The organism is Azospirillum sp. HJ39 (assembly GCF_041507355.1).
Taxonomy (GTDB): domain Bacteria; phylum Pseudomonadota; class Alphaproteobacteria; order Azospirillales; family Azospirillaceae; genus Azospirillum; species Azospirillum thiophilum.
This window is the reverse complement of the sequence record NZ_CP167912.1, coordinates 435,532-455,747: the sequence shown is the minus strand read 5'-3', so window position 1 is coordinate 455,747 and position 20,216 is coordinate 435,532. Positions and strand designations below refer to the sequence as shown.

The 20,216-nt window shown below is 71.5% G+C and carries 20 protein-coding genes and 2 tRNA genes; 13 read left to right on the top strand and 9 right to left on the bottom strand.

Translation table 11 applies throughout. The annotated features are described in order from the left end of the window. The first annotated feature begins 29 nt into the window (after nucleotides 1–29). From ABMY26_RS29650 to ABMY26_RS29615, 8 genes are all read left to right on the top strand, one after another. Nucleotides 30–419, top strand: a complete 390-nt coding sequence (locus ABMY26_RS29650; RefSeq protein ID WP_045584602.1) for a response regulator — start codon at nucleotides 30–32, stop codon at nucleotides 417–419. A 93-nt stretch (nucleotides 420–512) separates the two neighbouring features. Beyond that, nucleotides 513–2,156 carry a methyl-accepting chemotaxis protein gene (locus ABMY26_RS29645; protein WP_372399093.1) on the top strand — a complete coding sequence of 548 codons (1,644 nt, stop codon included), beginning with the start codon at nucleotides 513–515 and terminating at the stop codon, nucleotides 2,154–2,156. Continuing rightward, a complete protein-coding gene (locus ABMY26_RS29640) occupies nucleotides 2,153–2,650 on the top strand; it encodes a response regulator (RefSeq protein WP_372399092.1) in 498 nt (165 codons plus the stop codon). Before ABMY26_RS29645 ends, ABMY26_RS29640 begins: the two co-directional genes overlap by 4 nt. Further along, the gene (locus ABMY26_RS29635) at nucleotides 2,647–3,540 is read left to right on the top strand and encodes a CheR family methyltransferase (RefSeq protein WP_372399091.1); all 894 of its coding nucleotides are present in this window, start codon (nucleotides 2,647–2,649) and stop codon (nucleotides 3,538–3,540) included. The genes ABMY26_RS29640 and ABMY26_RS29635 overlap by 4 nt, the downstream gene beginning before the upstream one ends. Further along, a complete protein-coding gene (locus tag ABMY26_RS29630) occupies nucleotides 3,537–4,511 on the top strand; it encodes a chemotaxis protein CheW (RefSeq protein WP_372399090.1) in 975 nt (324 codons plus the stop codon). The genes ABMY26_RS29635 and ABMY26_RS29630 overlap by 4 nt, the downstream gene beginning before the upstream one ends. Further along, nucleotides 4,508–5,635 (top strand): chemotaxis-specific protein-glutamate methyltransferase CheB, encoded by a 1,128-nt coding sequence (cheB, locus tag ABMY26_RS29625; RefSeq protein ID WP_372399089.1) that lies wholly within the window; start codon nucleotides 4,508–4,510, stop codon nucleotides 5,633–5,635. The genes ABMY26_RS29630 and cheB overlap by 4 nt, the downstream gene beginning before the upstream one ends. Then, nucleotides 5,632–8,622, top strand: a complete 2,991-nt coding sequence (locus tag ABMY26_RS29620; RefSeq protein ID WP_372399088.1) for an ATP-binding protein — start codon at nucleotides 5,632–5,634, stop codon at nucleotides 8,620–8,622. Before cheB ends, ABMY26_RS29620 begins: the two co-directional genes overlap by 4 nt. Further along, nucleotides 8,607–10,517 (top strand): methyl-accepting chemotaxis protein, encoded by a 1,911-nt coding sequence (locus tag ABMY26_RS29615; protein ID WP_372399087.1) that lies wholly within the window; start codon nucleotides 8,607–8,609, stop codon nucleotides 10,515–10,517. The genes ABMY26_RS29620 and ABMY26_RS29615 overlap by 16 nt, the downstream gene beginning before the upstream one ends. Before the next feature lie 89 nt (nucleotides 10,518–10,606). Here ABMY26_RS29615 and ABMY26_RS29610 read toward each other — a convergent pair. The 3 genes from ABMY26_RS29610 to ABMY26_RS29600 form a co-directional block, all read right to left on the bottom strand. After that, a tRNA-Pro gene (locus ABMY26_RS29610) sits at nucleotides 10,607–10,683 on the bottom strand. Nucleotides 10,684–10,863: 180 nt separating this feature from the next. Next, nucleotides 10,864–10,940 (bottom strand) — tRNA-Pro (locus tag ABMY26_RS29605). Nucleotides 10,941–11,096: 156 nt separating this feature from the next. Continuing rightward, the gene (locus ABMY26_RS29600) at nucleotides 11,097–12,113 is read right to left on the bottom strand and encodes a polyprenyl synthetase family protein (RefSeq protein ID WP_045584606.1); all 1,017 of its coding nucleotides are present in this window, start codon (nucleotides 12,111–12,113) and stop codon (nucleotides 11,097–11,099) included. A 117-nt stretch (nucleotides 12,114–12,230) separates the two neighbouring features. Between ABMY26_RS29600 and ABMY26_RS29595 the strand changes: the two genes are divergently transcribed. The 4 genes from ABMY26_RS29595 to ABMY26_RS29580 all read left to right on the top strand — a co-directional run bounded on the left by ABMY26_RS29595 (nucleotide 12,231) and on the right by ABMY26_RS29580 (nucleotide 14,446). After that, the gene (locus ABMY26_RS29595; RefSeq protein WP_372399086.1) at nucleotides 12,231–12,437 is read left to right on the top strand and encodes a DUF2007 domain-containing protein; all 207 of its coding nucleotides are present in this window, start codon (nucleotides 12,231–12,233) and stop codon (nucleotides 12,435–12,437) included. After that, complete coding sequence (locus ABMY26_RS29590; RefSeq protein WP_372399085.1) at nucleotides 12,434–13,216, top strand: tRNA1(Val) (adenine(37)-N6)-methyltransferase; 783 nt, start codon at nucleotides 12,434–12,436, stop codon at nucleotides 13,214–13,216. The genes ABMY26_RS29595 and ABMY26_RS29590 overlap by 4 nt, the downstream gene beginning before the upstream one ends. Nucleotides 13,217–13,308: 92 nt before the next feature. Beyond that, nucleotides 13,309–14,199 carry a S49 family peptidase gene (locus tag ABMY26_RS29585; RefSeq protein ID WP_372399084.1) on the top strand — a complete coding sequence of 297 codons (891 nt, stop codon included), beginning with the start codon at nucleotides 13,309–13,311 and terminating at the stop codon, nucleotides 14,197–14,199. Nucleotides 14,200–14,236: 37 nt separating this feature from the next. Beyond that, nucleotides 14,237–14,446: a hypothetical protein gene (locus tag ABMY26_RS29580; protein ID WP_372399083.1), complete on the top strand. Its 210-nt coding sequence runs from the start codon at nucleotides 14,237–14,239 to the stop codon at nucleotides 14,444–14,446. A 32-nt stretch (nucleotides 14,447–14,478) separates the two neighbouring features. Here the strand turns inward: ABMY26_RS29580 and ABMY26_RS29575 are convergent, their stop codons facing one another. Both ABMY26_RS29575 and ABMY26_RS29570 read right to left on the bottom strand, forming a co-directional pair. After that, nucleotides 14,479–15,231, bottom strand: a complete 753-nt coding sequence (locus tag ABMY26_RS29575; RefSeq protein WP_372399082.1) for a siderophore-interacting protein — start codon at nucleotides 15,229–15,231, stop codon at nucleotides 14,479–14,481. Next, the gene (locus tag ABMY26_RS29570) at nucleotides 15,228–15,923 is read right to left on the bottom strand and encodes an O-methyltransferase (RefSeq protein ID WP_372399081.1); all 696 of its coding nucleotides are present in this window, start codon (nucleotides 15,921–15,923) and stop codon (nucleotides 15,228–15,230) included. Before ABMY26_RS29570 ends, ABMY26_RS29575 begins: the two co-directional genes overlap by 4 nt. A gap of 149 nt (nucleotides 15,924–16,072) precedes the next feature. Between ABMY26_RS29570 and ABMY26_RS29565 the strand changes: the two genes are divergently transcribed. Beyond that, on the top strand, nucleotides 16,073–16,897 hold the full coding sequence (locus tag ABMY26_RS29565; protein WP_372399080.1) for a helix-turn-helix transcriptional regulator: 825 nt from the start codon (nucleotides 16,073–16,075) through the stop codon (nucleotides 16,895–16,897). 108 nt (nucleotides 16,898–17,005) lie between these two features. Here ABMY26_RS29565 and ABMY26_RS29560 read toward each other — a convergent pair whose 3' ends face one another. The 4 genes from ABMY26_RS29560 to ABMY26_RS29545 all read right to left on the bottom strand — a co-directional run bounded on the left by ABMY26_RS29560 (nucleotide 17,006) and on the right by ABMY26_RS29545 (nucleotide 20,215). Further along, nucleotides 17,006–17,410 (bottom strand): hypothetical protein, encoded by a 405-nt coding sequence (locus ABMY26_RS29560; protein WP_372399079.1) that lies wholly within the window; start codon nucleotides 17,408–17,410, stop codon nucleotides 17,006–17,008. A gap of 214 nt (nucleotides 17,411–17,624) precedes the next feature. Continuing rightward, entirely contained in the window at nucleotides 17,625–18,113 is a 489-nt protein-coding gene (locus ABMY26_RS29555; protein WP_045584113.1) for a YajQ family cyclic di-GMP-binding protein, read from the bottom strand. A 99-nt stretch (nucleotides 18,114–18,212) separates the two neighbouring features. Continuing rightward, nucleotides 18,213–19,226 (bottom strand): peptide ABC transporter ATP-binding protein, encoded by a 1,014-nt coding sequence (locus ABMY26_RS29550; RefSeq protein ID WP_372399078.1) that lies wholly within the window; start codon nucleotides 19,224–19,226, stop codon nucleotides 18,213–18,215. After that, the gene (locus ABMY26_RS29545; RefSeq protein ID WP_372399077.1) at nucleotides 19,223–20,215 is read right to left on the bottom strand and encodes an ABC transporter ATP-binding protein; all 993 of its coding nucleotides are present in this window, start codon (nucleotides 20,213–20,215) and stop codon (nucleotides 19,223–19,225) included. The genes ABMY26_RS29550 and ABMY26_RS29545 overlap by 4 nt, the downstream gene beginning before the upstream one ends. Nucleotide 20,216 lies beyond the last annotated feature (1 nt).

The following is a 20,216-nucleotide window of genomic DNA, read 5'->3' as shown; positions in this document are numbered from 1 at the left end:
TGCTATGCCTCCAGCGTCAGGACATGGCCATGCCACGCGCCGATCAGGTCAGGGTCATCTGCGTCGACGACCAGGAAAGCATGCTGCGGCTGCACCGCTTCGCCTTCGCGCAGCTCGGCATCCGCGACGTCACCGAATGCACGTCGGCGGTCGCCGCCATCGACGCGGTGCTGACCGGCAAGTTCGACCTGATGACGCTCGACTGGAACATGCCGGGCACCGACGGCCTGACGCTGTTCAAGATGCTGCGCAAGGACGAGCGCACGGCCAAGCTGCCCATCATCATGGTCACCGGCAACGCCGAGGAAAGCTCGGTCAAGACCGCCATCGCCGCCGGGGTCCGGCTGTTCCTGCGCAAGCCGGTGGCGGTGAAGGATCTGAAGGTGCGGGTCGAGGCGGCCATCGGCAAGCTGGGCTGAGCCTGGTCGATCTGAGCTGGGCCGAGCTGACGACGCGCCGGCCAGTGGGGCCTGCCGCCGGGCCGGCAACCGAAGCGCAAAGGGGATGCGGCAATGAAGAAGACCTTTTCCGTACCGATCGTCGGCAAGGTCGTGCTGATCCTCGCCATCCTGGCGGCCACCGTCTTCGCCGGCATCGCCCGCATCACCGCCATCCAGGCCGACAGCGAGACGGTGCTGACCGGGCTGGTGGAGCACGAGGCCGCCGGGCTGATCTGGCTGGCGCGCGCGCGGGCCACCGCGATGAACGTCACCCGCCTGACCTTCGAGATGACGAGCGAGCCGAGCGGTTTCCGTGCCCGCCAGATCGGCGGACGGCTGAAGGAGGAGACGGTGACCTTCGCCGTCCGCATGACCGACGCGGAACGCAGCCTGCCCGCCGGCACGCTGGACCTGAAGATCGCCCGCGACGCCTTCGACCGGCTGGGCCAGCGCATCGACGTGGTGGCCGCCGCGAAGTTCGCCGCTCCGGACGGTCCCCCGGGCGAGGCGCTGCGCGACCTGACCCGCGCCGTCACCACCTCGGCCGAGGAGTTCGACGGCCTGATGACCAAGCTGATCGACCAGGGGCAGGAGCTGGCGGCGCGGCGCGCGCACGACGCGTCGGCCCGGGCCCATGCCGACAGCACGATGGTGATCCGGCTGGTGGCGCTGGCGCTGGTCGCGGTGCTGGTCTTCGCCTTCCTGCTGATGCGGATGACCGTGGTCCGGCCGCTGCACCGCCTGATCGCGCTGGCCAAGGAGCTGCTGGGCGGACGGCTCGACCTGACGGTGCCGGGGGTGGCGCGCGGCGACGAGGTGGGCGACATCGCCCGCATGGTCCAGCTGCTGAAGGACACCATGGCCTCGTCGGACGAGCTGGCGCGGCGCACCCACATCGCCGCCCAGCAGATGGCCGCCGCCACCGCCCAGGCCGCCGTCGCGGTGGAGCAGGTGTCCGACGGCTCGCAGCGCCAGATGCAGGCGGTGGAGGCGATCACCGGGTCCGTCTCGCGCACCACGGCGATCATCGGCACCATCGCGTCGGTCAGCTTGTCGGCCAAGGACCGCTCGCGCGACGCCGCCACGCAGCTGGCCAGCGGGCTGACCCAGATCGCGGCGATGACCGCCGCCGTGCAGGAAATCTCCGTCACCAGCGCCCGCATCAACGCCATCACCCAGAGCATCGGCGAGCTGGCGACCCGCTCCAACATCCTGTCGCTGAACGCCGCCATCGAGGCGGCGCGGGCGGGCGAGCATGGCCGCGGATTCTCGGTGGTGGCGGAGGAGGTCGGCAACCTCGCCCAGCAGACCGCCGACCTGGCCCAGGAGATCGCCCTGCTCGCCGCCGACAGCACCGACCGCATCCAGAAGGGCGTCAGCATGGCGACCCAGGTCGGCGGGGTGATGAATGCCGTGACCGCCGCCATCGACGAAACCGACAGCCTGTCGGAGGACATCGCCCAGTCGATGGAGGAACAGGGCGGCATGCTGCGGCAGATCGAGCAGAGCCTGCAGCGGCTGACCGACATCTCCAACGCCAACGCCACCGCCGGCGAGGAGATCTCCACCACCATGATGGAACTGACCCGGCTGGCCGACGGCACCCGCCGGCAGGCGGAATCGGTGCGCCGAGGCGGCGGGGACGGCCCGGCGGCAACCGTGGCAGGGGCGGCATCGGCGACCGGGGCGGCCCGGGCGGAGGCGATGCCCGCATGACCGGCGCGGACGCCCCGTCTCCTTCCATGCTGCCCCCGTCCGTGTTGATCGTCGACGATTCGTCGATGATGCGGGTGCTGCTGTCCAAGCTGGTGAATGGCGACCGCGAAAAGGATGGGGACGGCCCGGAGGAGTGCGGGGGGGCGGCGCGCTGGCGGCTGGCCGGAACCGCGGCCAACGGGCGGGAGGCCATCGAACGGGCGCGGGCGCTGCAACCCGACCTCTGCCTGCTCGACCTGGAAATGCCGGTGCTGGGCGGGCTGGACGCGCTGCCGGCGATCCGCGCGGTCAGCCGGGCGGCGGTCGTCGTCGTCTCCTCCATCGCCGGGCCGGGATCGGCCGAACGCCGCGCCTGCCTGGCCGCCGGGGCCTCGGCCGTGGTGCCGAAGCCGTCCGGTGCGGTCAGCGCCGATCTGGTCGAGACGAGCGGCGGCGCCATCCTGGCCGCGATGCGCGCGGCACTGCGCGCGGCACCCCGAGGCGGCCTGCCATGACCCGCAAGCCGCCTCATCCGCAGGCGCCGCCCGCCCTGGCGCTCCCCGCCCTGGCGCCCTCGGCCCTGGCGCCCTCGGCCCTGGCGCTGGAGATCTGCCGCCGGATCGGCGCGAACCCGGCGGGACCGGTCGGCCTCCGGCTGATCGGGGCCTGCGCCGCCCCGATGCCGGGCGATGCGCCGGAAGGCGGCCCGGACGGTTCAGGGGATGGCTCTGGAGATGCCCCAGGGGATGCGGCACGCACCCGCGAGGCGCGGATCGCCCACCTGATCGACGGCGCCACCAACCGCGAAACCTATTTCTTCCGCGACCGCCGCCAGCTGGCCGCGCTGTGCGCGCTGCTGGCCGGCGGCACCGCTGCCGCCCAGGGAGGACCGTCGGTCTGGTCGGCTGGCTGCGCCACCGGGGAGGAGGCCTATTCCATCGCCATCCTGCTGCGCGAGTCCGGGCTGGGCGGCAGCGTCACCGCCACCGACGTCTCGCGCGCCGCCCTGGCCGCGGCGGAGGCCGCGCTGTACCGCACCGGGCCGATGTCGCCCTGCCGCGAGGTCAAGCCGGCCGACCATGCCCATCTGCCGGCGCTGCCCGACGGGCGCCGCACCGTCGCCGCCGCGATCCGCGGCATGGTCCGCCTGCGCGAACACAACATCCTGTCCGGCCCGCCGTCCCCCTGCCCCTTCGACGCGGTGCTGTGCCGCAACGTCCTGATCTATATGGATGACGCCGCCCGGAGGACCGCCTTTTCCGTGGTGGCGGCGGCGGTGCGGCCGGGCGGGCTGCTGCTGCTCGGCCCGGGCGACCTGACGCCGACGCTCGACCCCGCGGCCCATGGCCTGCGGCCGTGCTTCCATGACGGTGCCGCCCTGTTCGTGAAGGACGGTCCCGCATGAGCCCGGACCGTCCCGCCCTGCAGCCCCCCGTGCCGCCCCCCGTGCCGGTGTTCGACCCGGTGCTGGTGTTCGAGCGCAACGGCCAGCCCTATTGCTGCCCGGCCGCCGACGTGGTGGAGATCGTCGAGGAGCCGGCGCTGGACGATCCCGGCTATGCCGCGCCGCTGGTGGCGGCGGTGCTGTCGCATGGCGGGCGCTTCATTCCGGCGATCGACCCGGCCGGCGTGTTCGACCGGCCGGCGGCACGCCGGGGGGATGCCATCCTGATCCAGGGACCTTTGGGCGTCGTCGCGCTGCTGGCCGACCGCGTGGTCGGGTTCCGCAAGCCTGACTCCGTGGCCCCGGCGCCCTGGATCCCGCCGGGGCGGCTGTGCCGGTCGGCGGCGACGATCGACGGCATCGGCCGCGCCTTCCTGTTCGGCGCGGACGGCATCGGCGACGTGCCCGCCGCAGCGCCGGTCGCGGCGCCGGCCCCGGCGACCGCCGCAGCGCCGGCCGGAAGCGTCGCCACGCCTGCCGACGCAGGCGCCATGCATCTGGTCTTCACCATCGGCGGCCGGCTGCATGCCGCCGCCTATGGCGAGGTGCGGCGCATCCTGCACCGGCAGCGCAGCTTCCGCATCCCCGGCGGCACCGCGCCGGTGCGCCATGCGGTGGAGGTGACCGGCGCCGTCGTGCCGGTGCTGGACCTGACCGGCGCGCTGGACCGGGTGGATGCGGCAGGGAGTACAGGGGACCGGCGTTGCGACTTCGTGGTGCTGAGCTGCGCCGCCGGGCCGCTGGCCCTGCGGGTCGACCGCATCGAGCGGCCACTGGCCCTGGTGCGCGACGCGACGGAGCCGGGATGGTTCCCCTCGCCCGGCATCGCCGGCATCGCCCGGCGCGACGACCGCGACTATGCGCTGGTGACGGGCGCGTCGCTGTGGCGCGACCTGCTGGACGGGACGGCGGCGGAGGCACCAGCGCGATGACCTTCTCCCCGCCGGCACATGCCCTGACGGTCCTGATCGTCGACGATTCCGCCTTCATGCGGGCCTCGCTGAAGCACATCGTCGGGGCGACGCCAGGATATGCCGTGATCGGCGAGGCCGGCGACGGCCGGGCCGCGGTGGAGGCGATCCGCCGCCTGCGGCCCGACATCGTGACGCTGGACATCGACATGCCGGTCCTGGACGGCATCGGGGTCCTGAAGGCGATCCGCCCGGCCGCCGGGGTCGCGCCGCTGGTCGTCATGGTCAGCGCCTTCACCACCCAGGGCGCCGACCTGACGCTGACCGCGCTCGGGCTGGGCGCCATCGATTTCGTGCCCAAGGCGTCGGAGCATTTCAAGACCGACCTCGCCCAGGTCGGCGACCTGCTGCGCAGCAAGCTGGCGACCGCCGCCGCCGTGCTGACCGGGCGCGACCGCCTGCCCCATCCGCCGGCATCCTGCACGGCGCCCGCCCGTTCCGCCGCCGCCCACCCTGCTGCCGCCCACCCTGCCGCCACCCCTCCAGCGCCGCGCCCTGCGCCGGCCCGCGGACCGGCAGACATCGTGGTGATCGCGTCCTCGACCGGCGGCCCGCAGACCCTGCCGGAGGTGCTGCGCCCGCTCTGCCCCTGCCCGGCCCCGGTGGTGGTGGCCCAGCACATCCCGGCGATGTTCAGCCGCAGCCTCGCCGCGTCGCTGGCCGCCGCGCTGGGCGTCGCCGTGGTGGAGGCGGAAGACGGCATGGCGCTGGCCGCCGGGACCGTCCACATCCTGCCCGGCGGCTGCAACGGCGAGATCCAGCGGCTCCGCCCCGGTGTCTTCGCCATCCGGCTGAGCGAGGGCGGCAACGCCGTGCACCGGCCCAACGCCGACATCCTGTTCCGCTCGGCCGCGCTGTCGGCCCGCCGGCCGGTGGCGGCGATCCTCAGCGGCATGGGCAGCGACGGGACCGAGGGCGCGCGCGCGCTGGCGCAGCGCGGCTGCACGGTGCTGGCCCAGACCCCCGAAAGCGCGGTGATCTGGGGCATGCCGCGCGCCGCCATCGACGCCGGCATCGTCGCCGAGGTGCTGGACCCCGCCGATCTCGGCCGGCGGCTGGCGATGCTGACGGGGAAGGCGCCATGAGCGACGGCGATCCGATCGAGGAGTTCTGGTCGCTGTTCGGCGCCGAGCTGGACGAGTATCTGGGCGCCATCGAAGCCATCCTGGCCGCCGGCCGGGTCGATCCCGGCCGGGTCGACGAGCTGTTCCGCGCCTTCCATTCGGTCAAGGGCGGGTCGGCGGCGCTGGCCCTGCGCTGCATCGAAACGGTCGCCCATGCCGCGGAGGACGTGCTGCATCTGGTGCGCGCCGGCAAGCGCGACCTGTCGACCGATCTGGTCAGCGCCCTGCTGGAGGCGGTGGACGAGATGCGCCGGCTCCAGGGCACGGCGATGGAGACCCGCACCGACCAGCCGGTGAACGCCGCCATCGTCGCCCGGCTGAAGTCCCATATGGACGCAGGCGCACCCTCTGCGCCACCAGCCGTGGCGCCATCCGTGGCGCAATCCGCGTTGCCGCCCGTGTTGCCCGGCGCCGCCGGTGCGGAACCGCCCGGAAAGCCGCCGGCCGGCGAACCGGTGCTGACGGTCGGGGATGCGGCGCTGGAGGCGATCCAGGACGCCGTTCTCGGCCTGCTCGGCGCCATCGACGCGGAGGATCCGTCGGACACCGCCGCGATCCTGGCCGAGGCCGCGGACGCCGCCGGGCTGTGCGGGATCGCGGATTCCGCCCGCCGCCTGACCGCCGGCGACCGCTGGGGCTGGCTCGACCTGACGCTGCGGCTGCGCGGGGTGGAGGCTGCGGGCGGCGGCACCGTCGGCGCCTTCGCCCTGTCGGCGGCGCTGGAGGTGCCGTTCGCCGACCTGCTGCTCGAGCATACCGGCACGCTGAGGGACGAGGCCGGCGATCCCGCGGCCTGGATGCGCGCCGCCCGGCTGCTGTCCGCGCTGGAGTTGGACACCGGGGCCGAACTGGCCGATCTGGTCGTCACCCGGCTGCTGTCCGGCGGCCGGTCGTTGGAGGAGGACGGCGCCGAACGCGACGAGCTGACCGACCTGTGCGCCCTGATCGGGATTTCCGCCAGCTCCGGCATGGAGATGCCGCATGACGAGCTGGCGGCGTTGCGCACCCGCTGGTTCGGCGGCGCCCCGGCCGCGGCGGGGGAGGACGGCGACGTCATCGCCGACGCGGCCGGACGCGCCCATCCCTGGCCGCCCGACACGCTGGCCGCCATGGCGGAGGCGGCGGAGGCCGGCTGCGGCCTCGTCCTCGTGCTGCTCGACCTGGAGAGCGATCCGGACGCCGCCGACGCGGTGAGCGACCGGATGCGGGCGGAACGCTGCCTCTACAACCGCTCGCGCCTGGATCTGGGCGCCGGGCTGTTCGAGCATGTGGTGGCGCTGGCGCGGACGGACGCGGCCGACGCCGACGCCTTCGCGCTGGCTCTGTACGACGCCGATCCGGCCGGGCGCTGCGTGCGCGCCATCCACGCCGCCAGCCCGGCCGCGGAGGAGGGCCGCGCCCTGGGCCGCCCCGCAGCAGGGGGGCCGGTGGCGACGGCGACGCCCACGGCCGGGGCAGCGGACATGATGGCGGCGCCGGCACCTGCCGACCGGGCGGCCCCCGGAGTGGCGCCCGCGGTGGCGCCCGCGACGGAGGCCGCGCCGCCCGCCGCCCGGCCGGCGGATGCGACGGTGCGGGTGCCGAGCGCCGCCATCGACGGATTCATGGACGTGATCGGCGAATTGCGGCTGGGGCTGACCTCGCTGGCGACGATGCTGGAGGGCAAGGCGGGGCAGCCTGCCCGCGGGATGGCGGATGGCCCCGCATCCGGACAGGCTCCCGGCAGCGCCAGCGATGCGGCGCGCGCGCTGCGCGACGAGCTGCGGCGGATGGACCGCGCCGTCCGCCAGCTCTATGACGGCGCCATCGCACTGCGGGTGGTGCCGATCGGCGGCCTGTTCACCCGGCTGATGCGCCCGATCCGCGACACCGCCGTGCTGGTCGGCAAGGAGGTCGGGCTGACCACCTCCGGCGAGGACGTCCAGGTCGACAAGGCGATGATCGAGATGCTGGTCGATCCGCTGACCCACATCGTCCGCAACAGCGTCGATCACGGCATCGAGACGCCCGAGCGCCGGCTGGCATCCGGAAAGCCCGCCGCCGGCAGCATCCGCATCCGGGCACGCCAGACCGCCAGCCTCGCCATCGTCGAGGTGGCGGACGACGGCGGCGGCATCGACACCGCGAGGGTCCGCGCGAAGGCGGTGGCCAAGGGCCTGATCGGCGCGCGCGAGGCCGACGCCCTGCCCGAGGCCGAGGCGCTGAACCTGATCCTGCTGCCCGGCTTCTCGACCCGCGACGAGGTGACGGCCACCTCGGGCCGCGGCGTCGGCATGGACATCGTGCTGACCGCCATCCGCAAGCTGGGCGGGCGCCTGTCCATCGACAGCCGCATCGGCGAAGGCACCCGGATGACCATCGAGTTCCCGGTGTCGGCGGCGATGCAGCGGGTGCTGGCGGTCGAGGCCGCCGGCCAGACCCTGGCGCTGCACGAACGGACGGTGCGCGAGGTGGTCGACGTGCCGGCCGGCGGGCTGCGGCGGATCGGCCGCCGCCTGACCCTGTCGCTGCACGGACGCTTCCTGCCGGTGGTCGATCTGGCCGCCCTGCTGGACCTGCGCCCGCCGGCCTCCCCCGCCTTCTCCCCTGCCTTCTCCCCTGCCGCCCCCGATATCGCTGCCGGCCGCTGCGTCCTGGTCGTGGTCGACGACGGGCAGGCCCAGGTCGGCCTGCGGGTGGACCGGGTGGCGGCGCGGCGCGAGGTGTTCTTCAAGCGCCTGCACCCGCTGATCGCTCGCAACCCGCTGGTGGCGGGAGCCGCGGCGATCGGGGCCGGCGGCATCATGTTCGCCCTCGACACCCAGACCCTGTTCGAGCGCGCCGCCGCCTGGGCGGAACCGGACCCGGACACCGGTCCGGACGCCGGTCCGGACGCCGGTCCGGACGCCGCCGCCCTGACCGTGCCCGCCATTGCCGGGACCAAGGAGACTCCATGCTCCGCCGATTGAGCATCGCGACCCGCCTGGGCCTGACCGCCCTGCTGTTCCTGGTTCCGACCGGCTATGGCAGCTGGCTGCAGTACCGCACCACCCAGGACGCCATCGACCGCGCGCGGATGGAGGCCGAGGGGGCCGCCTATCTGCACGGGATCGACGGCGTCTATGCCGCCCTGACGCGGTCGCTGGTCCTGCGCCGGCCGGTCCACACCGGCGACCTCGCCCAGGCCCTGGGCGACCTGCGCCAGCGCCACGGCGGCGCTTTTCCGGGCGATCCCGACATCGCCGCGCTGTCGCTGGAGGCCGAGGCGCTGGTCCGCTCCAAGGACCGCTCCGCCGCCAAGGTGGAGACGCGGAGAACCCTGCGCCGGATGGTCCAGCAGATCGCAAGCCGGTCGGGCATCATCCTCGATTCCGAACTGGCCACCTACGCGCTGGGCGACATCTTCGCCTTGCGGCTGACCGACCTGCGCGAACAATTCATCGAACTGCGCCGGATGGAGGCCGCCGGGGACGCCGCGGCGGGCGGCCGGCCGGGTGGGCAATCGGGTGGGCAGCCGGGCGGCCGGTCCGGAGAGCGCCGGCTCGACGCCGCGCTGATCACCGGGCGCATCGAGACCCTGCTGGTGTCGATCGAGGATTCGCTGGCCGCCGCCACCGGGCCGCAGGGGATGCCGGCGATCAGGGCCGCGCTGGACGAGAGCTTCCAGCCCTTCGGCATGCTGGTCGGCCGCGCCCTGGCGGTGATGGACGAGCCGGAGGGCGTGGGCGCGGGCGAGGCGGCCGAGGGCGAGGCCGCCCTGATGGGCGCGGCGCTGGACGCCATCGACCGCTTCGGCCAGTCCGCCAACGGCCATTTCGTGGCGCTGGTGAACGAGCGCGCCGACCGGCTGCGCCAGGAGTATCTCCGCACCGTCGCCATCGGCGGCGGGCTGTCGCTGCTGGCGCTGCTGGGGGTGGTGCTGCTGGTCCGCGTCGGCGTGATCGCGCCGCTGCGCCGCATGACGGAGGCGCTGGGGCGGCTGGCCGACGGCGACATGACGGTGCAGGTGCCGGCCACCCGCTTCGCCGACGAGATCGCGGCGCTGGCCGCGGCGATGCGCCGGTTCAAGCGGGCGCTGGAGGATTCGCGCACCCTGTCGCGCGCGGTGGTCGAGTCCACCATGCAGGTGTCGGTCGCCACCGGGCAGGCCGCCACCGCCATCGCCCAGGTGTCCGACGGCGCGCACGGCCACATGGCCTCGGTCGAGCGGCTGCGCCACGCCTTCCTGGAGATGCAGGACGCGATGAAGGCGGTCGCCGTCGTCGCCCACACCGGGCAGGAGCATTCCCGCATCTCCGCCGAGCGGTTGGGCGAGAGCATGACCGACATGGAGGCGATGACCGCCGCCGTGCGCGAGATCGCCGGGATGAGCAGCGAGATCAACCGTGTCACCGCCACCATCGGCAAGCTGGCCGCCCATTCCAACATCCTGTCGCTGAACGCCAGCATCGAGGCGTCGCGCGCGGGCGAGCATGGGCGCGGATTCTCGGTGGTGGCGGCCTCGGTCGGCACGCTGGCCCAGCAGACGCTGGCGCTGGCGCAGGAGATCGCCGGGCTGGCCCAGCGCAGCCACGACCGCATCGCCCGCGGGCTGGAGGTCGCCGCCGCCGTCGGCCGGCGCATGCAGGAGGTGTCGACCGCCATCGCGGAGAACGACCTGCTGTCGCAGACCATCGTCGATCAGGTGGCGCAGCAGCGCCAGGGCGTCGACCGGATCGAGGCGGCGCTGCTGGAACTGGTCGACATCTCGCAATCCAACGCCTCGGCGGCCGAGCAGATCGCCGCGACCATGCATGGCCTGGCCGCCCTGACCGACGACACCCGGCAGCGCGCCGAAACGGTGATGGGCGATCCGCAGGGATAGACCGGGGAAGCAGATCGGGGAAACGGGCCCCGAAACGGCGAAGGGCACCCGCGAGGGGTGCCCTTCGTCATCGGTCTTGCGACCGGTTCTGGTCGGAGAGAGAGGATTCGAACCTCCGGCCCCTGCCTCCCGAAAGCAGTGCTCTACCAGGCTGAGCTACTCTCCGGTCCTGTCACCGCCGGGCGTTGCCGTCCGCCGGTGGAGCGGGTGTATAAACGGTTCCGGTCCGCCGCGCAATGCAAAGTCACAGCTGCGGCGCCGCATTCTTGCCATGTCCGCCGCACATGAAGTGTTTGGCGCACAAAGAAAAAGGGCTCCCGGATTTCTCCGGAAGCCCTTTTCCATATGGTCGGAGAGAGAGGATTCGAACCTCCGGCCCCTGCCTCCCGAAAGCAGTGCTCTACCAGGCTGAGCTACTCTCCGGTCCTGTCACCGCCGGGCGTTTCCGTCCGCCGGTGGAGGGGGTGTATAAACGGTCCCGCCTGGGTGCGCAACGCAAAAAATGCGTCATCGGCAAAAAGATCCGGCCCCCCGGCCCGGGCCGCCGCACCCCCTGCCGCGGCCCCGCCCGCAACCCGGTCAGAAGTCGCGATCGATCACGAAATCAATGACTTCCAGCAGGGCCTGCTTGACCGGCCCGTCGGCGAACAGGCCGAGGCTGTCGCGCGCGATGGAGCCGTAATGGCGCGCACGCTCCACCGTGTCCTTCAGCGCGTTGTGGCGGGCCATCAGCGCCTGGGCGTGTTCGAGGTCGCCATCCTTCTGGTCGAGCTCCTCCATCACCCGGCGCCAGAAGGCGCGTTCCTCGTCATTGCCGCGGCGGAAGGCCAGCACCACCGGCAGGGTGATCTTGCCCTCGCGGAAATCGTCGCCGACCGTCTTGCCCAGCTTCGCCTGCAGGGCCGAATAGTCGAGCACGTCGTCGACCAGCTGGAAGGCGATGCCGAGATTCATGCCGTAGTCGTAGAGCGCCAGCTCCTCCGCCTGGGGGCGGGCGGCGACGACGGCGCCGACGCGGCAGGCGGCGGCGAACAGCTCGGCCGTCTTGCCCTTGATGACCTCCAGATAGGCCTGCTCGCTGGTCTCGGTGTCGTTGGTGGTGCGCAGCTGCAGCACCTCGCCCTCGGCGATGATGGCCGACGCGCCGGACAGGATGCGCAGCACGTCGAGCGACTGCACCTCCACCATCATCTCGAAGGCGCGGGAGAACAGGAAATCGCCGACCAGCACGCTGGCCTTGTTGCCGAACACCGCGTTGGCCGAGGCCATGCCGCGCCGCAGGTCGCTTTCGTCGACGACGTCGTCATGCAGCAGGGTGGCGCTGTGGATGAACTCCACCACCGCGGCCAGCAGCCGGTGATGCTCGCCCTGATAGCCGCACATGTTGGCCGCAGCCAGCGTCAGCACCGGGCGCAGGCGCTTGCCGCCGGCAGCGATCAGGTAGCCGGCCAACTGGGGGATCATCTCCACCGACGACTGCATCCGGTCGAGGATGATCTGGTTGACGGCGCTGAGATCCTCGGCCACCAAAGCGGTCAGGTCGTCGAGCGGGGTAGACTTGCGCCGTTTCGGCTCGAAGTTGGTCACGACCGCCAAGGTCGACTCCACGGGTGATTGACGCCAGAATTTGCGCTAGGGAGCATAACGGCCTAGCCTCTTCGGTCAAGTCCGCAGGGGACCGTTCTTTCGAGACGCCCGTCCTTACGAGACACCATGACCGAACTGCTGCGCACCACCGACCCCGTCCGCCTGTCCTGGCTGGTCGCCCTGCTGGCCGACGCCGGGATCGAGACCGTGGTCCTCGACACCCACACCAGCATGCTGGAAGGGTCGATCGGCGCGATCCCGCGCCGGCTGATGGTCGATGCCGGCGATGCCGTCCGCGCCGCCCGCATCCTGCGCGAGGCCGGCGAAGCATGAGCGGCCAGCCCATGCCGGCGGCGGAGGCGCCCCCTGTACCGCCCCCGCAGGGGCATGCGGATTTCCTGCTGAACGGCCGGGTGACGCTGCTCCAGCCCGACGGCGGCTATCGCGCCGCCATCGACCCGGTCTTCCTCGCCGCCATCACCGCCGCCGTTTCCGGGGAGCGGGTGCTGGATGCCGGCACCGGCACCGGGGCTGCGGCATTGTGCCTCGCAGCCCGGGTGGCGGGCGCGGCCGTGGTCGGGCTGGAACAGCGGGCCGACGCCTGCGCCTTCGCCCGCCGCAATGCGGAGCTCAGCGGGCTGGCCGGCCGGGTGACGGTGGTGGAGGGCGACCTGCTCGACCCGCCCGCCACGCTCGGCCGCGGCGGCTTCGACCGGGTGATGATGAACCCTCCCTATCTGAAGGCCGATGCAGCCAGCCGCCCGCCCGACGACTGGAAGGCGGCGGCGAACGTGGAGGGGACGGCGCGGCTGCCCGACTGGGTGCGCTTCGCCGACCGCATGCTGAAGCCGCGCGGCACCCTGACCATGGTCCACCGCGCCGACCGCATCGACGACATCCTCGGCGCCCTGCGCGGCCGCTTCGGCAGCCTCGTGCTGGTGCCGCTGTGGCCCAAGCCGGGGGTGGAGGCCAAGCGCCTGCTGCTGGTCGCGCGCAAGGGCGGCAAGGCGCCCGCCCGCCTGACCGCCGGCCTGACCGTGCATGACGCGGATGGCGGCTACAGCGCGGCGGCGGCACGGGTGCTGCGCGACGCGGGGGAGCTTGCATTTTAACAGGGGCATTTTGATGGGGGCGTTTCAGCGCGGACCATTTTAGCTGGGACGGCGCCTTTCAAACGGAAGACTTCAATCCCATCTCTGCCGGCATGAGCCTGAAATCCCTCCTCGCCAAACTCCCCTTCGGCCCCTGGCGCAAGGCCGGGCCGCTGGTGTCCGTCGTCCGCCTGACCGGCGTCATCGGCCAGGGCGGCCCGTTCCGCTCCGGCCTGTCGCTGGCCGGCGTCGCCCCGCTGCTGGACCGGGCCTTCGCGCCCAAGGACCAGAAGGCGGTGGCGCTGATCGTCAACTCCCCCGGCGGATCGCCGGTGCAGTCGGCGCTGATCGCCAAGCGCATCCGCGATCTGGCGGAAGAGAAGAAGATGCCGGTCTTCGCCTTCTGCGAGGATGCGGCGGCATCGGGCGGCTATTGGCTGGCCTGCGCGGCCGACGAGATCTGGGCCGACGAAAGCTCCATCGTCGGGTCGATCGGCGTGGTGTCCTCCGGCTTCGGCCTGCATGGGCTGATCGAGCGCCACGGCATCGAGCGCCGCCTCTACACCGCCGGCGACAAGAAGGTGCTGCTCGACCCCTTCTCGCCCGAGCGGGAGGACGGCGTCGCCCATCTGAAGGCCCTGCAGGCCGACATCCACGAGGCGTTCAAGGCGATGGTGCGCGCACGGCGCGGCGCCCGCCTGACCGGGCCGGAAGAGGAACTGTTCTCCGGCTCCTTCTGGGCCGGGCGCAGGGCGCTTGCACTGGGGCTGATCGACGGGCTGGGCGACCTGCGTTCGGTCATGCGCGGCCGGTTCGGCGAGAAGGTCCGCCTGCGGGTGGTCGACCAGGACCGCGGCCTGATGCGGCGGCTTGGGCTGCGGGCCGGGGCCGGCGGCGCCCCGGCGCTGGAGGCCGGGGCGCAGGAGGCCTTCGCCGAAGCGCTGGTGGCCGCCGCCCGCACCTCCCTGGACGATTGGGCGGCGCGGGCGCGGCTGGGACTCTGAAAGCCGCGGCGCCGTCAGCGGTGGCCGGCGCCAGCCCGTGATCGTCCGCCTGGATGAAGCTCGCCCGCAGCGGCTTCAGGACGAACAGCGCCGGCACCGCGGCAACCAGATTGAAGCTGGCGGCGATGTCGAACACGGCACGCCAGCCGGAATGGCCGGCGATGAGGCTGCTGAGCTGGAACCAACTGTTGTGCAGAAGACCGCGGTCTTCGGTCGTCCCTGTGGTCATGCCCCAAAGTCCCGTTGAACGTGGGGACGCATGGGCTGCGGAACCGACTGTCAGTCCAGACCGGTCTTGCCGGGCGCCCAATAGGCCTTGGCGACGATACGGGATGCCGGAACCGCGTGGCGCTTCAGGCTTTGTCGAAGCCGCTGGATGGTCCCGGCCTTCCCGGTCAGCACGAAGCTGGCGTCAGTGCCGACCAGCGCCGAAAGACCATCTTCCATTTCCGCGAGGTGCCCGTCCCCCGGGCGCCGTCCGTACAGGGTGGTGACGGCATCGATGCCGAGCGTCGTCATGATCGGCCCGGCGTCGCCGACATCGTCCACCTCGAAATGGCATGAGACGGACCTGGAGCGGTCCTGGCGCATCAAGGCGCAGGCCAGCCCGATCGAGGTTTCGTCCCCGACGACGGCAAGCGGCCCGGACGGGTGGCGCAGGGCCAGGGACCGGCGCGGGCCGAAGATGTCGCATCCATCGCCCGGCCGGACGGTGCGGACCCACGCGCTGCCGGGACCGTCGCCATGCGCACAGCCGAGGATGCCGGTTCTTCCGACGGCTGCACTCCACTCGATCGGCGTATAGGTCCGCGCGGCGAAGGCGGAGCCCATCGCGATCTGGATCTTCTGTCCGGGACTCCACTCGATGCCCCTGAAGGCGGGGCTTTCGAGCGAGACGAGCCGAAGGCGGGCACCCAGAGGTTCGCTTGCCACGACGGTCGCATGCGTCGTCAGGAGGCGCATCAATGCGCGGCCCAACCGGCCGGGACCGCCGGCGGCGGGCCGGTCGGCCGACTCCACCGGGGGCATCATGCGATCCTCACGGCGAACGCATTGCCGCGCCCTTCATCCAGCGGCAGGGATTGGGCGAGGTAGCCGTTGGCCGGATCGCCGACATAGTCCTGATAGGCCGGCTCGAACGCATTCTCCGCCAGGATGGCGGCACCGGAGGCGAGCTGCGGCTCGACCAGCTTCAGCACGGACAGATAGAGCGAGAAGGCGCCGTCGAGCAGCAGCAGGTCGATGGGACCGCCGACATCGCGGAGGGTTTCAAGCGCATCGCCCTCGCGGATCTCGACCAGGTCGGCAAGGCCGGCCGCCTGGAGGTTGGCACGCGCCCGCGCCACCTTGGAGGCTTCAAGTTCGCTGCCGACAAGCCGTCCGCCGCCGTTGTCGCGCAGGGCGGCGGCAAGATAGATGGTCGAAATCCCCATCGAGGTGCCGAACTCGACGATGCGACGCGCCTTGCAGGCGCGCGCCACCATGTAGAGGAACCGGCCGTAGGTCGGCGAAACGGCCAGGAAATTGCCCGCATAGCCGCGATAGACCGCCCGGTAGTCCGCCCGCTCCTGGGCAAGCATGCCCGCGATCGCCTGCTCGGGCGAGGCGTCGGGGGCGTTCATGATGGCCATCATCTCCGCCATGATCTTGCTGTCGGACGCATCGGCGTCCCGGTGCAGCATCTCCAGTGTGGCGGCGGCAGGGCCGGTCGTCAGTGCGTGCACGGCGTTTCCTTTCGCATCGGCGGGGGCCGCATCGGCCCCGATCACCCGTCTGCGAAGGATTAGCCTGCGGATGATGCGGCGTCATTCCGAAGCCAGGACAAATCATTATCCGATCATGCCATAGTGGGATCGCCCACGAGGATGCAGCCATGCCGATCTTGACCGAGCTTTCCAAACCGGAGGACTGGATCGAACCGGACGACGTCCATCGGCCGGTCGTGACCTATGGCTTCGTGGCCGAAAAGTTCGACGGGATCGAGTTGGAGCCTCACAGCCACGCAAAAAGCCAGATCATGCTGGTGCTGCGGGGAGCCCTCAGTTGCGAGGCGGACGGCGGACTGTGGATCGTCCCGCCCCGCAGCGCGGTCTGGATCCCCGGAGGCGCCGTCCACGCGATCAAGGCAAGCGGGATTCTCGAAGGCTACAATGCCTTCATCGATCCATCGGTCTGCGACCGGCTGCCCAGGACCTGCTGCGCGGTCTCCGTGACGCCGCTGCTGCGCGAACTGCTCACCCGGGCCGCGCGGCTTCCGCTGCTGTACGAGGAGGACGGGCCGAACACACGGATGTTGTCGGTTCTGCTCGACGAACTCGCGGCCGCCAAGGCCGAGGATCTTCATCTCCCCATGCCAGGCGATGCGCGTCTGCGCAGGATCGTCGACATGATGATGGCCTCCCCGGCGGATCGATCAACCCTGGAGGCCTGGGCGAAGCGGGCCGGCCTCAGCAAGCGGACGCTGCTGAGAATGCTCCATCGGGAAACGGGCATGAGCTTCGGCCGCTGGCGCCAGCAGTTCCGCGTCATGCTTGCGATCAAATGGCTGGCAGACGGAGCCTCGATTCAGAAGGTCACGATCGATCTCGGCTATGAAAGCGTGCCGAGTTTCGTGACCATGTTCCGCAAGACGCTGGGCGCCTCGCCGGGGCGCTACATGGCGGAGCGCCATTCGGGAGCATCGGGTCTCATGACGTAGCGCGGGATCGACCACCCGGCGACGCCGAACCGGGACGAAGCCGCCGCCTGCGATCCATCGGACGATGACCGGTGCCGGCCCCCGCAGGAAGCCCGCGCCGCAGCCGGCTCAGGCGGCGGAGTTCTGGGTCAGCAGCGTCGTCAGCCAGCGGAAATTGCTGCCGTCGCCGGCCTGGATCGCGCTTTCCACCACCTGGGCCGCGGTGGCGGGATCCTGGGGATCGGGAATCGCCGTTGCGGGCGCCGCGGCGGACCCGTCCTGCCCCTCCTCCTGGGCGAACAGGGTGACGGCGCCGACGCCGAGGCGCAGCGCCGGCTGGGCATTCGCCACCACACCGGCGCCGTCGGCGGCGGACGCGCCGCCTTCCACCCCGTTCAGGGTTTCCAGCATCGCCGCGAACTGGCCGGCCAGCGCACCCGCCTGCCGGGACGCAGGTGTCCCCTTGCGCTCCAGGACGTCTTCCGCCCGGATGCGCATGGCTTGCGTGGCATCGCTGTTGGCCATCATCGACATGGGGAAAGTCCCTGCGGTTTGTGGCGAACCGCAGGGACACAGGCAAAAATCACGCCATCACCGCAGTCCAGGGGGCATAAGCCTCACGGCGGCCCCTGCGACCTTTTGCCCGGCAAAAAATTCCCAGTCACCCGGCAGAAGATTCCCGGCGGCCGGCAAGCCTTGCCCAGCCGGCGGCGCTCCGCCGGCCGAGCGGGGTGGCCCGGGGCGGTGCTCAGTCGCGGAAATTCTCGTACTGCAGCGGCTGCTCGATGCCCATCCGCTTGACCAGGGCGATGGCGTCCTGCAGATCGTCGCGCTTCTTGCCCGTGATCCGCAATTCGTCGCCCTGGATCGAGACCTGGACCTTCATCTTGCTGTCCTTGATCCCTTTGACGATGGTCTTCGCCAGATCCTGCGCAATTCCCTGCTTGACGGTGACGGGATGGCGCAGCGCATCGCCCGCCGCCCGCTCCGGCTTGGCCGAGAAGTCGAGCGCCGCGGCGTCGAGCTTGCGGCGGGTCACATGGACGCGCAGCAGCTCCTGCATCTGCTCCAGCTTGGTGGCATCGTCGGCCAGCAGCACGATCTCGTTCTCGGTCCGCTCGACGGTGCATTTCGAGCCCTTGAAATCGAACCGGGTCTCGATCTCGCGACGGACGCCGGCGATGGCGTTGTCGATCTCGTGGACGTCCGTCTTGGACACGATGTCGAACGACGGCATGGCGGCACTCTCCCTATAGGACTTCTGAGGAACGGATCGGCCGCACCGTAAAGAAGACGGCCGCCGCACTCAACAGCCGCCTTCCCCGATGGTGTCCACTCACTCCATCTGTTCGGCGTAGTGGCAGGCCACCAGCCGTTCGTCGACCGGGCGCAGCGCCGGAACCTCCGCCGCGCAGCGCTCGGTGGCGTAGGGGCAGCGCTTGTGGAAGGCGCAGCCCGGCGGCGGATTCAGCGGCGACGGCAGCTCGCCCTTGGGCACCACCCGCTCGAGCCGCAGGTCGGGATTCACCCGCGGCGTCGCCGCCAGCAGGATGCGGGTGTAGGGATGGCGCGGCCGGGTGAAGACCACGTCCTTGTCGCCATGCTCCACCGGCTTGCCGAGATACATCACCATCAGCGAATCGGCGATGTGCCGCACGACGCTGAGATCATGGGAGATGAACAGGTAGGCGAGATTCAGCTCCTCCTGCAGATCCATCATCAGGTTCAGGACCTGGGCCTGGATCGACACGTCGAGCGCCGACACCGGCTCATCCGCCACGACGACGCGCGGGTTCAGCATCAGGGCGCGGGCGATGGCGATGCGCTGGCGCTGGCCGCCGGAGAACATGTGCGGATAGCGGTCGACCTGATCGGGCCGCAGGCCCACCTTGCCCATCATGGCGACCGCGCGGTCGCGCCGCTCATGCTTGTCCATGGCGGTGTTGATGACCAGCGGCTCGGTCAGGATCGATCCGACCGTCTTGCGCGGGTTCAGCGAGCCGTAGGGATTCTGGAAGACCATCTGCACCGTGCGGCGCAGCTCCTTCATCTCGGCCGCGCTGCGCCCGACGACGTCGCGCCCGTCATAATGCAGCTCGCCCGAGGTCGGCGGCTCGATCATGGTGACGGAACGGGCGAGCGTCGACTTGCCGCAGCCCGATTCGCCGACCACCGCCAGCGTCCTGCCGGCCTGGAGACGGAACGACACGCCGTCCAGCGCCTTCACCGTCGCCAGCGGCTTGAAGGCGCCGCGCTTGACGGCATAGTGCTTGCGCAGGTCGCGCGCCTCCAGCACGACCGAATTGCCGGCCTCCGCCTCGAAGATGTGGGATTCGGTGCGGATGCTCATGACAACGCCTCCCCGGCGGCACTCTGGCCGTCCGGCAGCGGGTAGAAACAGCGCGCCCGCCCGTCGTCGACGTCGAACAGGGCCGGGCGCTCGGCGCGGCAGCGGAGGTCGGCGAAGCGGCAGCGCGGGCTGAACAGGCAGCCCGCCGGCCGGTCGGCGATGCCCGGCACCATGCCGGGAATGGTCGGCAGCCGGCGCTTGCCCAGCGCCCGCTCCGGCAGCGCGTCGAGCAGGGCGCCGGTGTAGGGATGGCGCGGCCGCTCGAACAGGGACTGGACCGGCCGCGTCTCCGCCACCTGGCCGGCATACATGACGACGACGCGCTGCGCCGTCTCCGCCACCACGCCCATGTCGTGGGTGATCAGGATCAGCGCCATGCCGCGCTCGCGCTGGAGCTGGACCAGCAGGTCGAGGATCTGCTTCTGGATGGTGACGTCGAGCGCCGTCGTCGGCTCGTCCGCCACCAGCAGGCGCGGGTTGCAGGCGATGGCGATGGCGATCATCACCCGCTGGTTCATGCCGCCCGACAGCTGGTGCGGGAAGGCGGACAGCCGGGTTTCCGGCGCCGGGATGCCGACCTGCTCCAAGAGCGCGATGGCGCGGTTGCGCAGAGCCTTGCCGGACAGCCCCTCATGCACCCGCAGCGTCTCCATGATCTGGAAGCCGACGGTGAAGCAGGGGTTGAGGCTGGTCATCGGCTCCTGGAAGACCATGGCCACGTCCTTGCCGGTGATCTTCCGGCGCTGGGCGGGCGGCATGGTCAGCAGATCCCGGCCGGCGAACATCATCCGGTCGGCGACGACCCGGCCGTTGGAGCCGAGCAGCCCCATCACGGCCAGCGAGGTCACGGACTTGCCGGAGCCGGATTCGCCGACGATGCCGACGACCTCGCCCTCGTCAACGGTCAGGTCGATGCCATCCACCGCGCGGAAGGTGCCGGCGCGGGTGGTGAACTCGACCGACAGGTTCTTGATGTCGAGAAGAGGCATG

What these genes read in the sequence shown, in the direction of transcription:
- ABMY26_RS29650 (WP_045584602.1), top strand. Translation starts at nt 30, where the DNA reads ATGCCACGCGCCGATCAGGTCAGGGTCATCTGCGTCGACGACCAGGAA.
- ABMY26_RS29645 (WP_372399093.1), top strand. Translation starts at nt 513, where the DNA reads ATGAAGAAGACCTTTTCCGTACCGATCGTCGGCAAGGTCGTGCTGATC.
- ABMY26_RS29640 (WP_372399092.1), top strand. Translation starts at nt 2,153, where the DNA reads ATGACCGGCGCGGACGCCCCGTCTCCTTCCATGCTGCCCCCGTCCGTG.
- ABMY26_RS29635 (WP_372399091.1), top strand. Translation starts at nt 2,647, where the DNA reads ATGACCCGCAAGCCGCCTCATCCGCAGGCGCCGCCCGCCCTGGCGCTC.
- ABMY26_RS29630 (WP_372399090.1), top strand. Translation starts at nt 3,537, where the DNA reads ATGAGCCCGGACCGTCCCGCCCTGCAGCCCCCCGTGCCGCCCCCCGTG.
- cheB (WP_372399089.1), top strand. Translation starts at nt 4,508, where the DNA reads ATGACCTTCTCCCCGCCGGCACATGCCCTGACGGTCCTGATCGTCGAC.
- ABMY26_RS29620 (WP_372399088.1), top strand. Translation starts at nt 5,632, where the DNA reads ATGAGCGACGGCGATCCGATCGAGGAGTTCTGGTCGCTGTTCGGCGCC.
- ABMY26_RS29615 (WP_372399087.1), top strand. Translation starts at nt 8,607, where the DNA reads ATGCTCCGCCGATTGAGCATCGCGACCCGCCTGGGCCTGACCGCCCTG.
- ABMY26_RS29595 (WP_372399086.1), top strand. Translation starts at nt 12,231, where the DNA reads ATGACCGAACTGCTGCGCACCACCGACCCCGTCCGCCTGTCCTGGCTG.
- ABMY26_RS29590 (WP_372399085.1), top strand. Translation starts at nt 12,434, where the DNA reads ATGAGCGGCCAGCCCATGCCGGCGGCGGAGGCGCCCCCTGTACCGCCC.
- ABMY26_RS29585 (WP_372399084.1), top strand. Translation starts at nt 13,309, where the DNA reads ATGAGCCTGAAATCCCTCCTCGCCAAACTCCCCTTCGGCCCCTGGCGC.
- ABMY26_RS29575 (WP_372399082.1), bottom strand. Translation starts at nt 15,231, where the DNA reads ATGATGCCCCCGGTGGAGTCGGCCGACCGGCCCGCCGCCGGCGGTCCC.
- ABMY26_RS29565 (WP_372399080.1), top strand. Translation starts at nt 16,073, where the DNA reads ATGCCGATCTTGACCGAGCTTTCCAAACCGGAGGACTGGATCGAACCG.
- ABMY26_RS29560 (WP_372399079.1), bottom strand. Translation starts at nt 17,410, where the DNA reads ATGTCGATGATGGCCAACAGCGATGCCACGCAAGCCATGCGCATCCGG.
- ABMY26_RS29555 (WP_045584113.1), bottom strand. Translation starts at nt 18,113, where the DNA reads ATGCCGTCGTTCGACATCGTGTCCAAGACGGACGTCCACGAGATCGAC.
- ABMY26_RS29550 (WP_372399078.1), bottom strand. Translation starts at nt 19,226, where the DNA reads ATGAGCATCCGCACCGAATCCCACATCTTCGAGGCGGAGGCCGGCAAT.
- ABMY26_RS29545 (WP_372399077.1), bottom strand. Translation starts at nt 20,215, where the DNA reads ATGCCTCTTCTCGACATCAAGAACCTGTCGGTCGAGTTCACCACCCGC.